At 73.8% G+C, this 15517-nt stretch carries 3 protein-coding genes; 2 read left to right on the top strand and 1 reads right to left on the bottom strand.

Going from position 1 to position 15517, the window contains the following annotated elements:
* Positions 1 to 75: 75 nt before the first annotated feature.
* Complete coding sequence (locus tag Aut01nite_RS15580; protein WP_204037545.1) at positions 76 to 13503, top strand: non-ribosomal peptide synthetase/type I polyketide synthase; 13428 nt, start codon at positions 76 to 78, stop codon at positions 13501 to 13503.
* Positions 13504 to 13571: 68 nt separating this feature from the next.
* On the opposite strand, the gene Aut01nite_RS15575 is transcribed toward Aut01nite_RS15580, so the two are convergent.
* A complete protein-coding gene (locus Aut01nite_RS15575) occupies positions 13572 to 14294 on the bottom strand; it encodes a GntR family transcriptional regulator (RefSeq protein WP_043531947.1) in 723 nt (240 codons plus the stop codon).
* Between the two features lie 69 nt (positions 14295 to 14363).
* Here Aut01nite_RS15575 and deoC point away from each other — a divergent pair, with 69 nt between their 5' ends.
* Complete coding sequence (deoC, locus tag Aut01nite_RS15570) at positions 14364 to 15059, top strand: deoxyribose-phosphate aldolase (RefSeq protein ID WP_043531945.1); 696 nt, start codon at positions 14364 to 14366, stop codon at positions 15057 to 15059.
* Positions 15060 to 15517: the final 458 nt, after the last annotated feature.

Below are 15517 nucleotides of genomic sequence, written 5' to 3'. Positions count from 1 at the left end.
CATGACAGATGTCATGAGTTCGCCGGGGCCGATGTCAAGATCATCTGAGATCGCCCGCGCCGATACAGTTTGATCATGACGCTGACCGATGTGCTGACCAGGGCCGCTGCCGAGAAACCCGGTCAGGGCGTGGTCCACGTCGGCGGCACCGCCCGCTTCACCGGTCACGCCGAGCTCCTCGCCGACGCCCTGCGCATCGGCGGCGGCCTGCGCGACGCCGGCATCGGCGCCGGCGACATCGTCATGGTCGTCGCCGACGACAGCGCCGACTTCCTCGGGCTCTTCTGGGGCGCCGTCGTCGCCGGAGCCGTACCCGTGCCGCTCCCACCCGAGCCCCGCCGCCTCGCCGCCGTCTGGCGCCACCTCGGCCACCCGCCGATCGCCGGCGACACCGCGACGCCCGGCGCCATCCCGCTGTCCCCGAGCGCGCTGCGGTCCGCCCTTCCACTTCCCACCCCCGTTGCGGTACGCCCGGACGACCTCGCCTTCCTGCAGTTCTCCTCCGGCAGCACCGGCAACCCCAAAGGCGTCGAGCTGACCCACGCCAACGTGACCGCCAACCTGGCCCAAGCCGCCCGCGCCGGCCGGCTCAGCAGCGCCGACGTGTTCGTCACCTGGATGCCGTACTTCCACGACATGGGGTTGATCGGCACCCACCTCGCGCCGTTGTACGTCCGGTGCCGCCAGGTCCGCATCCCACCGCTGACCTTCGCGAAACGCCCCGAGACCTGGCTGCGCGCCGCCGCCGAGCACCGCGGAACCGTCCTGTCGGCCGCCGGTTTCGCCTTGTCCCTGGTCAACCGCCGAGTGCCCGACGAGGTGCTCGACGGTCTCGACCTGAGCAGCGTCCGGCTCCTGATGGTCGGTGCCGAGCCGATCTCCCCGTCCGCGTGGCGTACCTTCGCCGACCGGCTGACGGCCCGCTCCCGGCTGGCGCCCGGCGCCATGCAGCCGGTCTACGGCCTCGCCGAAGCCACCGTCGCGGTCGCCTGCCCGCCCCTCGGCGAACCGGCGGTCCCGCTCCGGCTGTCCCGCGCCGCGCTGTCCCGCGGCGTCGCCGTCCCCGCGCCCGCCGCTCCTGTTCCGGCTCCGGCTCCCGCCGCGCCTGCTGCTCCCGCCGCTTCCGCTGTCGCCGTTCCCGGTTCTGCCGTCGCCGCTCCCGTCCCCGCTCCCGTCGCCGCTCCCGTCCCCGCTTCCGTCCCCGCTTCCGTCACCGCTTCCGCTGTCGTGGAGATCATGGATGTCGGCTACCCGGTGCCGGGATGTGAGTTGCGCATCGTCGACGACCAGGGGCTGCCTCTGGAGGACGGGATCGTCGGCCACCTCCAGGTACGCGGGCCCAACGTGACGCGCGGATACCACCGTGACCCGGAGACCACCGCGGAGGCACGCGACGGCGACTGGCTGCGCACCGGCGACCTCGGCTTCCTGCGGGCGGGACGGTTGTGTGTCACCGGTCGCCACAAGGACGTGCTGTTCGTGAACGGGCGCAACTTCCACGCCGCCGACCTGGAGGAGGTGGCCGCGGCGACGCCGGGTCTGGGCTCCGGGCCGATCGCGGTGGTCGGCGTGACGGATCAGGAGACCGGCCGGGAGCGGATCGCCGTCTTCCTCTCGGCTCCCGCGGTCCGGCCCGATCCCGCCGGACTCACCGAGTCCGTCCGTTCCCGCGTCACCGAAGCCCTGGCCTACGACAACGTGGCCGCCGAGGTGCTGCCGAGCGGTGCCTTCACCCGAACCACCAGCGGCAAACTGCGCCGTCAGTCCCTCCGCGACCGTCTCACCGCTCCGTCACCTGCCGAGCCCGGTGCGGCCGGCTCCCGGCACCACATCGAGGGCTCCGCCACGGCGGGAGAGTTCGGCCACGTGCAGGCCCCGGCCCCCGGCCACGTGCAAGCCCCGGCACCTGGCCGCGCGCAGGCCCCGGCACCTGGCCGCGTGCAGGCCCCGGCACCTGGCCGCGTGCAGGCCCCGGCACCTGGCCGGGCGCACGCCCCGACACCTAGCAGCGCGTACGCCCCCGCCGCCGTCGGTGTACCGCCCCGGGAAGAGGTCCGTGCGCCGGCGGGACGGCAGGAGGTGGAACTGGCCGTTCGGGCGGTGTGGGCCGGGGTGCTGCGTGTTCCCGCCGAGACGATCGGCCCGCATGACCGTTTCCTGGCCATCGGTGGTTCGTCGCTGACCGCGATGGAAGTGCTGGTGGGGCTGGAGGAAGCGTGCGACCGTACCCTCGATCCGTCATTGCTGCGCGACTGTGCCACCGTGCCCGAAATCGCCGACCGGCTGCTGGCCATCGGCGCCATCCCGGAGCACCGGCCGGAGCCTTCTCCCGCCCCCGATGCTTCCGCCCCCGATGCTTCCGCCCTCGATGCTTCCGCCCTCGATGCTTCCGCCACCGGTGCGGAGCCGTCTTCCGCCATCGGTGCGGAACGTCGTCCCGTTGACGAGCCGGAGCGGCGGCAGCCGGCGAACGGCCGGCCCGGTGACCGGGAGCAGTTGGCGATCATCGGGATGGCGTGCCGGTTCCCCGACGCGGACACACCCGAGCGGTTCTGGGCGAACCTGGTGGCCGGCCGGGACAGCGTCGTGTCCGTCACCGGCCGGCCGGGCGGCCACGGGGCCTTCCTCGACGATCCCACGCTGTTCGATGCCGGGTTCTTCGGAATCGGGGAGGACGAGGCCCGGCTGCTCGACCCGCACGCCCGTATCTTCCTGGAGTTGGCGCACGAAGCCCTGGAACGGGCCGGTTACGCGGGTCTGCGCCGCCGCTCCCAGCGGATCGGCGTCTTCGCCGCGGTCGGGGAGAGCGGCCACCCCGAGCTCGTCGCCGCGGATCGGGCAGCCGGCCGGGACGGTACGCCGGCGGACGGGCACGCGCTCACCGGAGGACTCCGGAACCTGATCGCCGCGCGTGTGTCACACATGCTCGACCTGCACGGGCCCGCTCTGGCGGTCGACACCGCATGCTCCTCGGCTCTGGTCGCCGTGCATCTGGCCCGCCGCAGCCTCGCCGCCGGCGACTGTGACGTCGCCGTCGTCGGTGGCGTCAGCCTCAACCTGACCGCCACCGCCGAGGAACTGCTCCACGACGCCCGGGCGCTGTCGCCGACCGGCCGCTGCCGAGCCTTCGCCGCGGGCGCCGACGGCTTCGTGCCGGGGGAGGGCGGTGCCGCCCTGGTCCTGACCCGTCGCGCGGACGCCGGTGACGCTCGTGTCCTCGCCGTGGTCCGGGGTACCGCGGTCAACAACGACGGTCGATCCCTGAGTCTGATGGCCCCGAACCCACTGCTGCAGCAACAGGTGATCGCGGACGCCTACCGGGACGGTGGCGTCGACCCCGCCGACGTCACCTACGTGGAGGCCCACGGCACCGGAACCGCCGTCGGCGATCCGATCGAGGCGCGTTCCCTGGCGCACGCTCTCGGCCCGCGGCCCGGCGGCGAGCCGCGGCTGCTCGGCTCGGTCAAGACCAACATCGGCCACCTGCTGAACGCCGCCGGCCTGCCCGCACTGGTGAAGGTCGTCCTGGCTCTGCAGCATCGGGAGTTGCCGCCGTCGCTGCACTACGACCGCCCGTCACCCCGCTTCGACCTGACCGCCGCCGGCTTCGAGGTGATCACCGAACACCGGCCCTGGACCGGACCGTACGTGGCCGGCATCAACGGCTTCGGCTTCGGCGGCACGAATGCCCACGTCATCCTCTCCGCCCCACCGGAGAAAGCCACGGAAGCCCTCGTGCCCGAGCGGACCGCGGAAGCCCGCTCACCCCAGCGGACCGCGGAAGCCGGCTGGACCGCGGAAGCCCGCTCATCCGAGCGGACCACGGAAGCCCGCTCATCCGAGCCGGTCGTGGTATCCGGCTCTCCAGGACTGGCTGCGGAACCGCGCTCACCGGAGCGGGCCGGGGAGAGCCGCCGACCGGCGGCCCGGGACGGCAGTGGAAGCGGGCCGCACCTGTTCACGCTCTCGGCCCGGTCGGGGACGGCACTGCGGGCGGCAGCCGGTGACCTGACGAATCACCTGCGGGCACATCCCGGGCTACGGGTGGCGGATGTGTGCGCGACGGTGGCGGCCGCTCGTGACGAGGGCCCGTACCGGATCGCGCTCGTGACCGGCGACGATCTCGCGGCGCGGCTGGCCGAGGCGGAGCCGGGCCCGCCGCCGGGACGGCCCGCCCGGGTGGCCTTCCTCTTCGGCGGGCAGGGCATCCAGCGTCCCGGGCAGGGCGCCGGGCTCTACGCCACCGCGCCCCGGTTCCGCGCGGTCCTCGACGAGGTCTCCGCCGCGGCCGGCGTGATCCGTGGCCGCACACTGGTCGAGTGGTGCACCGACCCGGGCGTGCCCGCCGCCGACCTGGCCCGCACCGAGGTGACTCAGCCGCTGGTCGTCGCGTTCGGGGTGGCGCAGGCCGCGCAGCTGGCCGATTACGGCATCCGGCCCGGCGCGGTCGCCGGCCACAGCATCGGGGAGATCGCCGCAGCCGCCTGCGCCGGTCGTCTGACCCCGGTCGAGGCGGTGCTGCTCGCCGTCGAACGAGGCCGCCTCACCGCCGAGCGCATCGGGCCCGGCGCGATGCTCGCCGTGGCCGCCACCGCCGCCGACGTGGCCGGAATGCTCCCCGCCGGGTTGACGGTCGCCGCTGAAAACGGTGCCGGGTCGACGGTCGCCGCTGAGAACGCCGCCGGGTTGACGGTCGCCGCGGAGGACGGTGCCGGGTCGACGGTCGCCGCTGAGAACGCCGCCGGGTTGACGGTCGCTGCGGAGAACGCCGCTGACCGCATCGTCCTCTCCGGGTCCCCGGAAGCGATCGGTGACGCGGAGTCCTGGCTGGCCGCCCGGGGTGTGGCGACCCGCCGGCTCGCGGTGTCGCATGCCTTCCACTCCCCGGCCATGCAGCCGATCACCGAGCCGCTCGGCGCGTTCGCACCCGCGTACCGGACGGCGACGATTCCGCTGATCAGCACCGTGACCACCGACTGGAACCCGGCCTTCGACGCGTCCTACCTGGCCGCGCACGCCGTGCGTCCGGTCCGGTTCGCCGCCGCCGCCGCCGGGCTCCGCGCCGCCGGCTTCGACACGATGGTGGAGATGGGCGGGGCGGACACCCTTTCCGCTTTCGTACGGCGAGGGGCCCGCCGACCGGCTTCCTCCACCACGTCCTCCTCCGCCCCTGAGACGGTTGCCCGGCCGGCGGGTGTGGGCGCCTCCGCGCTGCTGGCCACCGCCGGTGCTCTGTGGACGCGGGGTGCCCACCTGGACCGGACCCGGCTCGATCACGGCACCCGCCGTGTCGAGGTTCCCACCTACCCGTTCCAGCGGCGCCGCTTCTGGATCGGTGATCCGCCGCGGCCGGCTCTCGCCGTTCCGATCTGGACCGAGGTCCCACTTCCGGCCCCGTCAGCCGCCCTCTCCGTGGCTCTCGTGCCCGACGGTCAGCATCCGCCGGGCGGTGGTTCGCACCGTCCGGCTGCCACTCCGGCCACTGGTCTCGTGCCGGACGGCGGTTCGCGTGTCCCGGCGCCCGAGTCCACCGCGGGCATGGTGCCGGGTGGTGCGCCTGCCGGGGACGACCGTTCTCGTTCGGCAGGCAACGCGGCCACGGCGCCGCCGAGCGGACGGCCCCTCCCCGCGGCCGGGGTGGAGGGCCGGGCGCCGGCGGAGAGCCGCGATCCCGTGGTGGCGGTGGTGACGGCCGGGACCGGGGATGCGGCGGCCGCGCTGTCGGCGATCACCGCGGTCCCGGCGGACGGGCCTCTGCTGATCGTCACGCGCGATCTATGGGCGACAGGGGCGGAGCGCCCGGATGCCCGGCATGCCGTCTGGGCCGGGCTGGGCATGGCGTTCGCGGACGAGAACCCCTCGGCTGGGGTACGGGTCGTCGACCTGTCCTCGGACGACTCGGAGGAGGAACGGCGGGCGGCCGTCCAGGAGGAGGTCGCCTACCCTCCGCAGGCCGGCCCGGCGCAGATCGTCGCCTGGCGGGGCGGGCGGCGGCTGACCCGGTCGTTCACGCCGGTGACCGGCGGCGACCCGCTCGTTCCGCCGCCGGACGGCAGCTATCTGCTGATCGGGGGCGCGGGGGCGGCGGGCGCGGAGATCGCCCGCGACCTGGCTCGCCGGGGCCGGCCGCGACTCCTGCTGGCCGGGCGTTCCGCGGAACCGGTCGCCCTCCTGCGCGAGCTGCGGGAGCTCGGGGCGTCCGCCGAATACCGGGTGGCGGACGTGACCGTCGAACGGGACGTGCACGCCCTGCTCGACGGGCGCGACTTCGACGTCGTCGTGCAGGCGGCGGGGATGGTGCGGCCGGGCAGTCTGCGCCGGAAGACGCCGGACGAGGCCGAGGCCGGAACGGCCGCCAAGGTACGGGGCACGGCACTGCTCACCGAAGCCCTCGGCGACCGGCGCCCCCTCGTCGTCGCCCTGTCGTCGATCTCGGCGGCGGTTCCGGGACTGGCCGGCGCGGTCGGTGACTACGTTGCCGGCAACGTCTTCCTGGACGCTTTCGCGGCGGCCCAGCGCGCGGCCGGGCGCCCGTTCGTGTCGGTCGGCCTGCCGGCGCTGCTCGGCGGTGGGCTCGCCACCGCGCATGCGGCCATGCGTGACGGACTGCCGATCGATCGATTGCCGGAGGTGCTCTGGGCGGCTGCCGGGACAGGCGCCGCGCAGGTGCTCGTCCGTCCGTCCGCACGTTCCGCCGGAGGCCATCGGGGGACGGGTGCGGGTGCCGAGCGGCCCACCGCAGGCCCGGCCCTACCGGTCGCCGGTGCGGTGGCCGGGCGCTCAGGGGCGGACACACCGCGTATGGCGGACGGCGGACCGGATATGGCGGACGACGAGCCGGTTCCCGCGTGGGACCGGGCCGAGCTGGTCGCGGTGGTGCGGGAACTGCTCGCCGGACCACTCGGCCGCCAGCCGGGCAGCATCGGTTCCGACGAGCCGTTCCTGGTGATGGGGCTGGACTCGCTGACGGCGGTGGACCTGGTCAAGGAGCTGGAGAAGCGCCTCGGGCGGGACCTGCCGACGACGCTGTTCTTCGAGTGCCGCACGATCGAGGAGCTCGCCGCGCGCCTGACGGCACCACCGGTGCGGTACCCGTTGAGCCCGGTGCAGCGCGCCTTCGTCACGAACGGCCGGCTCTATCCGGAGACCCGGGCGTACGCCTATGTCCGGCAGACCCTCGCCGGGCCGGTCGACGCCGGGCGGCTGGCGTCCGTCTTCGCCGAGCTGGAGCGGCGGCATCCGATGCTGCGCGTGCGGATCGGTCCGGCCGGCCAGTGGTTCGAGGCGCCGGGCAGCGGACGGCCCGGCCGGCTCACCGTGGTCGACCTGACGCGGCCGTCCGGTCCGCCCGGCCCGGCGGAAGCCGGGGAACCGGATCCGGTGGCTTCCATCGAGGAGCTGGACCGGCAGCTGCGGAACCGGCCGTTCGACCTGGAACACGAGGCGCCGGTCCGGGCGGTGCTCGCGACGGCCGGTCCGGAACTCGCGTACCTCGTGGTCGTGGTGCATCACGCGGCCGCGGACGGGTTCAGCCTCGCGGTCCTCGGCGACGAGCTGTGGGCGCTGTACCGCGGGGAGCCGTCGACGGCTGCCCCGCAGGCGACGTTCACCGACCATGCGGCCCGACAGAGCGGGCCGGCCACGGCCGATGTCGGCTACTGGCGGGCGCAGCTGGCCGGATACCCGCGGCTGGAGCTGCCGTTCGACGGGGACGCCGGGGCGGAGCCGCGAGGGCCGTACGGCGTACACCAGAGGGTTCTCCCGGTGGAGGCGAGCCGTGCGCTGACCGCGCAGGCCAGGCAGGCCGGAGTCTCGCTCTTCCACCTGCTGCTGGCGGGATATGCGCGCTGCCTGGCGCGGTGGAGCGGGCAGGAGACCGTGCCCGTCTCGGTGGCGCGGGCCGGGCGGGAGGCTCGGCTGCCAGAGGTGGAGCGGATGATCGGGCCGTTCGCGGACACCCTGCCGGTCCTGGCCGAGGTGCGGGCCGGGGAGACGGCGGTGGAGCTGGCCGCCCGGTTGCGGGACCGGTGGCTGGAGGCGGAACGGCACGGCAGCGTGTCCACGGTGGACCTGGCCCGGATGCTGGCCGCCGACGACGCCGGACCGCGGACGGCGAGCCCCGCCGGCTTCAGTTTCGCGCGGTTCCCGGGTACCGGCGTCACCGGAGCGAACGTGCTGGTCACGACGGCGGGCACGGCGTCGGCGGCGACCCGGCTCGGGCTGGTCTGCTTCGAGGCGCACGGGACACTGCACTTCTCGTGGAACTATCCGGAAGGACTCTTCCACCGGGCGACGGTGGAACGGCTCGCCGGCGAGCACCTGGCCGAGATCACCACGCTGGCGGGGGACCGGGGGACGCCGGTGGCCGAGCGGATCCGGGAGCAGGCCAGGCGTACGCCGGACGGGATCGCGGTGCTGACCGACGGCGTACCGCTGACCTACCGCGAGATGGACGAGGCGTCGGACCGGCTCGCTACCCGGCTGACCGGGATCGCACAGCGGCCGGCGGGCCGGATCGGGCTGCTCACCGGCCCGGGCGCGGCGACCGTCGTCGGCCTGGCCGGCATCCTCAAAGCCGGTGCCGCCTGGGTGCCGGCCGACGCGGCGCACCCGCCGGCCCGGGTGGCGAGTCAGCTGAGCCGGGCCGGGGTGGACACGGTCGTCTGCGATCCGGGTTCGCGGGCGGGAGCGGAAGCGCTCGGCGCCGGGTTCACGCTGGTCGACGTGGGTGAGGCCGGAACGGGTGCGCCGCCGCCGGTGCGGACCGGGCCTGGGGACACCGCGTACGTCATCTTCACGTCCGGGTCGACCGGGCGCCCGAAAGGCGTCCCGGTCAGCCACCGCGCGATGACGAACTACCTGGACTGGGCGATCGAAGCCTTCGGCTACCGGGCCGGCGACCGGCTCGCGCAGACCGCGTCCATCTGTTTCGACGCCTCGGTGCGGCAACTGCTGGCACCGTTGCTGGTCGGAGCGACAGTGGTCGCCTGGGACCGGGACACGGTACGCGACCCGGAACTCCTCGTCACCCGCCTGGAACGGGACCGCGTCACGGTGTGGAGCTCCGTCCCGTCACTGTGGGAACGGGTGCTGGCCGCCGCCGAGAAGAGCCGGCCCGACCTGCCGCTCCGGTGGGTGCACGTCGGCGGGGAGGAGCTGTCGCCGGCCCCGGTACGGCGCTGGTTCGACCTGTTCGGGCCGGAACAGCGGATCACCAACCTGTACGGGCCGACCGAGACCACCATCAACGCCACCTGGCACCTGATCACCGAACGGCCGGGCGACGACGTGGACCGACTCCCCATCGGTCGGCCGGTCGGCGGCGCGGTCGTCGACGTGGTCGACGGGGAGATCTACATCGGCGGCACCGGGCTCGCCGACGGGTACCTCGACGACCCGGAACAGACGGCGGAGAAGTTCGTGATACGCGACGGGCAGCGCTGGTACCGCAGCGGCGACCTCGGCGCCCGCGACGCCGACGGGGTGCTGTGGTTCCGTGGGCGAGCCGATGACCAGGTGAAACTCCACGGTTACCGGATCGAGCCGGGCGAGGTGGAAGCGGTGCTGCGGCAGCATCCGGCGGTCGGGCAGGCCGTCGTCCTCGCCGACCGGGGGCGGCTCGCGGCCTGGGCCCAGTCGTCGTCGGTGGACGGCCCCGCGCTGCGTGCCCACCTGGCGACGCTGCTCCCCGACCATCTGGTGCCCGCCCGGATCACCGTGGTCCCGGAGCTGCCGCTCACCACCACCGGCAAGATCGACCGGGCGGCCCTCCGAGCCGCCCCGGTCCCCGCCGGACGGGCGGTCACACCGGGCTTCGCGGTGTCCGCCGCCACGCGAGGGACCGCGCCGGTCACGGACACCGAACGGCTGCTCGCCGAGCTGTGGCGACGGTTGCTCGACGTGCCGGAGGTCGGCCGGGACGACGACTTCTTCGCCCTGGGCGGAGATTCCATTGCCGTGCTGGAGCTGTTCACGCTGTTGAGCGAGCACCGCACGGCCCTGCCGCGGCCCACGGTTCTCTACCGGCGGCGTACGGTCGCCGCCCTCGCCGCCGCCATCGACACCCTCTCCACCGACCCCACCGACCCCACCGACCCCACCGACCCCACCGACCCCACCGAACCCGCTGGACCCACAGAACCGGCTGACCCAGCTGAACCCACCGAACCCGCTGAACCCACCGAATCCGCTGAACCCACCGAATCCGCTCAACCCACCGAACCCGCTCAACCCACCGAATCCGCTGAACCCACCGAACCCGGTGGACCGGCTGAACCGGCTGAACCGGCTGTGCCTGTTGGACCTGCTGAACCGGCTGGGCCGGTTGGTCTTGCTGGGCCAGTTGGACCTGCTGGAGCCGCGGGGCCTGGTGGACCTGCTGAAGCTCTTGGACCTGCTGGAGCCGCTGCGCCAGTTGGACCTGCTGAAGCCGCTGGGCTTGTTGGAGCCGCCGGATTCGGCCAGCCCGCCGACGGCTCGAGGCCGGTCGGTGCCGAGTACCCGGTCAGCCTCACCCAGCGCGGATTCCTGCTCGCCGACGCGATCGGGAGGGCGCCGACCTGGCTGGCCGCGCCACGCCTGCACGGGCCGCTCGACCCGGAACGCTTTCAGCAGGCCGTCGACGTGCTGGTCCAGCGGCATCCGATGCTCCGGACCGTCTTTCCGGCCGGCGTCCGGCCACCCGTCCAGCGGGAGATTCATCCGGTCCGCCTGACCGTCGGCTACGAACCGGAACCGCGCCCGCTCGGCGAGGAACTGGCGGCGGAACGGGAACACCGCTTCGACCCCGCACAGTGGCCGCTGGTCCGGTTGCGGCTGCTGCGCTACGGCCCGGGCGAGCACGTGCTGCTGACCCACGCGCACCACCTCATCGGCGACGGCTACAGCGTCGCGCTGCTCATGCGGGAACTGCTCGCCGCCTACGACGGAACTCCGCTCCCGCCGCTGCGGTCGACGTTCCGGGACTATGTGGCCCTGCTCGACGGGCACACCCCGGAAGTGGCGCCGCACGACGGTGGGCCGGCGGCCGGCGGGGAGATCACCACCGCCGGGTTCACGGTCGGCCCGGAGCATGTCACCGCACTGCGCGAGCGGGCCACGGCGGCGGGAACCACACCGTTCGCGCCGGTGCTCGCGGCCTATCACCGGGCGCTGGCCGCGGCGACGCACCGTACCGATCCGGTGATCGGCGTCGCCGTGACCGGACGCGATCATGCGCTCCCGGATGTGGGCCGTCTGTTCGGGCCGTGCGCGACGGCGGTCGCGGTCCGGCCCGGGCCCGAGGCGAGCCTGGCCGAGGTGGCGGCGGCGGTCACCGCGGCGCGCGGCCGGACGTTCACCGCGCCGTACGGCTGGCAGTACTTCTTCACCTACCTGGACTTCGGCGCCCTGGGTTCGGCTCAGGGCAGGAATCTGCGGCTGACCTGGGACGACAGCGACGCCGAACTGGCCGTCCCACCCGGCACCGACATCCTGCTCGCCGTCCGCCCCGTCGACAACGGCGGCCTGCGCATGACGCTGCGCGCCCGCATCCCCGCGCCCGCACTCACCGCCCTAGCCGCACATCTTGAACGATTGACCACCGCTCCCCATGGCCAATCGTCCAAGATCGCCGGTGTTGCGGCGCGTGGCTCGCGCATCCCCGCTTCCGCCCCCGCGCCTGCGCCCGCGCCTGGCCCCGCGCCCGCTTCCGCCCCCGCGCCTACGCCCGCGCCCGCGCCCGCTTCCGCGCCCGCTTCCGCGCCTGCCCCCGCGCCTGGGCCTGCCCCCGCGCCTGGGCCCGCGCCTGGGCCTGCCCCCGCGCCCGCGGATCTTGAACGATTGGCCTCCGTTTCGGATGGTGAATCGTCCAAGATCGCCGGTGTTGCGGCGCGTGGCTCGCGCATCCTTGCGTCTGCGCCCGCGCCCGGGTCTGCGCCCGGTTCCGGACCTGCGCCCGCGGATCTTGAACGATTGACCACCGCTTCCGATGGTGAATCGTCCAAGATCGCCGATGTCGAGGCGCGCGGCGCGCGCATCTCAGCCCTTGCGTCCGGACCTGCGCTTGCGTCCGCGGGCGCGGCCCGCGCCGCGGATCTTGAACGATTGACCGTCGTTACCGATGGTGAATCGTCCAAGATCGCTGCCGCTGCCGCTGCCGCTGCCGCTGCCGCTGCCGCTGCCGCCGACGACGCGGCGCGCGGCGCGCGCATTCCCGCGCCCGCGCCCGCGCCCGCGCCCGCGCCCGCGCCCGCGCCCGGGCTGGTGCCCGTGCCTGCCACCCTTGCTGCGGATCTTGAACGATCGACCATCGTTTCCGGTGGTGGATCGTCCAAGATCGCTGGTGGAGTGGCGCGCGGCACGCGCCGTGACGTCTGGGGCGGCGCGGGGTCGGCGGTGGATGCCGGGCTGGTGGGGTATCTGCCGGGGCCGAAGCAGCTGGGCGGGCTTGCCGTGGGGCTGCCGGAGAGTGTGCGGCGGATGCTGCCGGGGCTGGACCGTGAAGGGCTGCGGGGGCTGCTGTTCCCGGACGGGGAAGCGCGGCTGCTGGAGGTGGTGGGTACGTCGTTGGGGCGGTCGGGGTTCGTGGCGTTGCCACGGTTCGCGGACGAGCTGGGGCGGGCGGGGCTCGCGCGGGAGACGGCGGCGGCGGTGGACCTGGCGGCGGGTCTCGGGGCGCGGACCGTCTCGTTGGCGGGGATGATTCCGGCGCGTACGGGGTTCGGCGCGGCGGTTTCCCCGTACCTCCGCAACGGGGTCGGCCTGACCAGCGGCCATGCGGTCACCGCGGCAGCCGTCGTGCGCACCGTCCACGCCGCGCTGGCGGCGAACGGGCGGCGGCTGCGGGACAGTGTCGTCGCGATCCTGGGGGTGGGGTCGATCGGGACGTCGGCGTTGCGGCTGCTGCTGGCGCGGTCCGGGGAGAAGCCGGCGGGGCTGATCCTGTGCGACCTGCCGTCGGCGGCGGCCCGGCTGAGAGAACTCGCGGCGGAGATCGGGGCGCAAGCCGGGGTGACGGCGCAGGTGGGGGCGACGGCGCAGGACGACGTGTACCGGGCGGATCTGATCGTGGCCGCGACCAGTGGTGGGGCGTCCACCCTGGACGTGGAGCGGCTGCGGCCCGGGACGATCGTGGTCGACGACTCGTTCCCGCACTGCTTCGACACCGGGCGGGCGCTGGCCCGGATGCGGGAACGCGGTGACGTTCTGATCGTCGGCGGTGGGCTGCTCGACTGCGGGCTTGTCGACAGCACGGTCGCTGACGGGCTGCCGCCGGTCGTGGTGGGGCTGCCGGGGGCGATCGCGTCGTGCCGGATGGAGTCGCTGCTGCATGCCGCGGTACCGGGTCTGCCGCTGGTCACCGGGCCGGTGGAGGCGGCGCACGCGGCCGCCTACTGGGACGCCCTGGACGCGGCGGGGGTACGGGCGGCCCCGCTGCACCTGCTGAACCAGCGACTCGACGGGATCCCGCTGACCAACGATCCGACGGAGCCTGCTGACCGGCGACTCGACGGAGCCTGCTGACCGGCGATCCGACGGAATCTGTTGACCAGAGACCCGATGGAGCCTGCTGGCCGGCGACCCGACGGGACCTACTGGATCAGTGGCTCGACACCGAAGGCGACGTCGAGGCGGTAGCGGTCGCCCGCGTACCGTGACTCGCTGAGTTCGAGAGGGCGTTCGTGCTGGTCGAGGATGAGGCGTTCCTCGACCAGCAGGGCCGAGCCGACCGGGACGCCGAGCTCGCGGGCGTCCTCCTCGGTCGCCTGCTGTGCGCCGATCGTCGCGGTGCCGCGGACCGGGGTGTGACCGATCGCGACCAGCGCCTCGTGCACCGATTTCGACAGGTCGAAGTCGAGCAGGCCGGGGATGGTGCCGGGGTACATCGCCCGCTCGAACGCGATCGGCTCCTCGTCGGCGAACCGCACCCGGTGGATGGCGTAGACGTCGCCCTTGCGCAGCCGCAGCCGGGTCGCCTCCATCGTGGTCGGCTGCCGCACCTCGGCCACCACCACCTTGGCCCACGGCCGTTTGCCCTGCTTGCGGATCTCCTCGCTGAGCCGGATCAGATGGTCGGCGCGGCGCGGGCCGCTGGGGACGGCGACGAACGTGCCGCGGCCCGGCGCCCGGTAGGCCAGACCGTCGTTGACCAGCTGCGTCACCGCGGCGCGGGCGGTCATCCGGCTGACGCCGTGCTCCCGGGCCAGCTCCGGCTCCGACGGCAGCGGGTCGTGCGGGCGGGACTTGGCGATGAGCGCGCGCAGCGTCTGTTCGATGCGGAAGTAGCGCGGCGCGAAATCGGGGTCCCCGGACATGCCGCTCACCTTACAGATCCTACAACCTGTCTAGACAGCTACCTGTCTAGACAGCTAAGGTCCGGTGCCATGAACTTCACCGTGCCGCAGATCGCGAAGATGATCGACCACTCCATCCTCCGGCCCGAGTTCACCCTCGAGGACGTGCGCGAAGGCTGCGCGATCGCCAAGAAGTACGACGTCGCCTCGGTCTGTGTCCGTCCCTGCGACGTCAGCGTCGCCGTCGACCTGCTGCGCGGCACCAACGTCGCCGTCGGCACGGTGATCGGGTTCCCGCACGGCGACTCCGCCACCGAGATCAAGGTCGCCGAGACCGAGCTCGCGGTGCACCAGGGCGCCAAGGAGATCGACATGGTGCTCAACATCGGGTGGCTGCGCTCCGGCGACATCGCCGCCGTCGAGCACGAGATCGGCATGATCGTGAAGGCCGCCGGCACCGCGCACGTGAAGGTCATCCTCGAGACCGCGTACCTCACCGACGAGCAGAAACTCGCCGCCTGCTGGGCCGCCGAGCGGGCCGGGGCGGCGTTCGTGAAGACCTCCACCGGCTTCGCGCCCAAGGGTGCCACCATCGACGACCTCGCCCTGATGCGCTCCGCCGTATCGGCGAAGGTGCAGGTCAAGGCCTCCGGCGGCGTCCGGACCCTGGACGCGATCATGGCGATGACCGCGGTCGGCGTGACGCGTTTCGGCACGTCCTCCACCGGCGAGATCCTCCAGGACCTGGCCCGCCGCCAGGTTTCGGTCCCCGGTGGCCGCGCTTGATCCTTCGTCGTACGCCGTAGGGCACGCCCCATCGCTCCCGCACCCCTGCCGTTTCCGATCCGGTGGGCCGTCGCTCCACACCCCGGCAGCCTTCCGCCCGTCACGTCCGGACGACCGGTTCGGCGCTCGTCAGCTTCCGCCGCCGGCTCGTCCCTCCTCCGGTCAGCCCGCTCGCCCTCGTCTCCCGGCCGGCCCTCTGCGGCCGGTGCCGGACACCGCCACCGGCCGCCACTCGTCCCCCGGCCGCCCGTTCCCCCATGTCGTCCGGCCGGCCCGATCGCCGTCACCTCATCCGCCCCCATCGACGGCGAGCCGGGCCGGCCGGCTCTTCGCCGCCCCGCATCCGGACCGGTGGCCGAAAGCGCGGAAGGCGGCAGTGTCGACCAGCTGGCAAACCCCGGCTGGCTCTTCTGGCCGTCTCGGAGCGGGCGAGGCAGACGTGACGACCAGCCGGGGAA

Source organism: Actinoplanes utahensis (assembly GCF_016862455.1).
GTDB lineage: Bacteria > Actinomycetota > Actinomycetes > Mycobacteriales > Micromonosporaceae > Actinoplanes > Actinoplanes utahensis.
The sequence above is the reverse complement of the archived record's forward strand: the minus strand, read 5'-3'. Positions and strand labels throughout refer to the sequence as shown.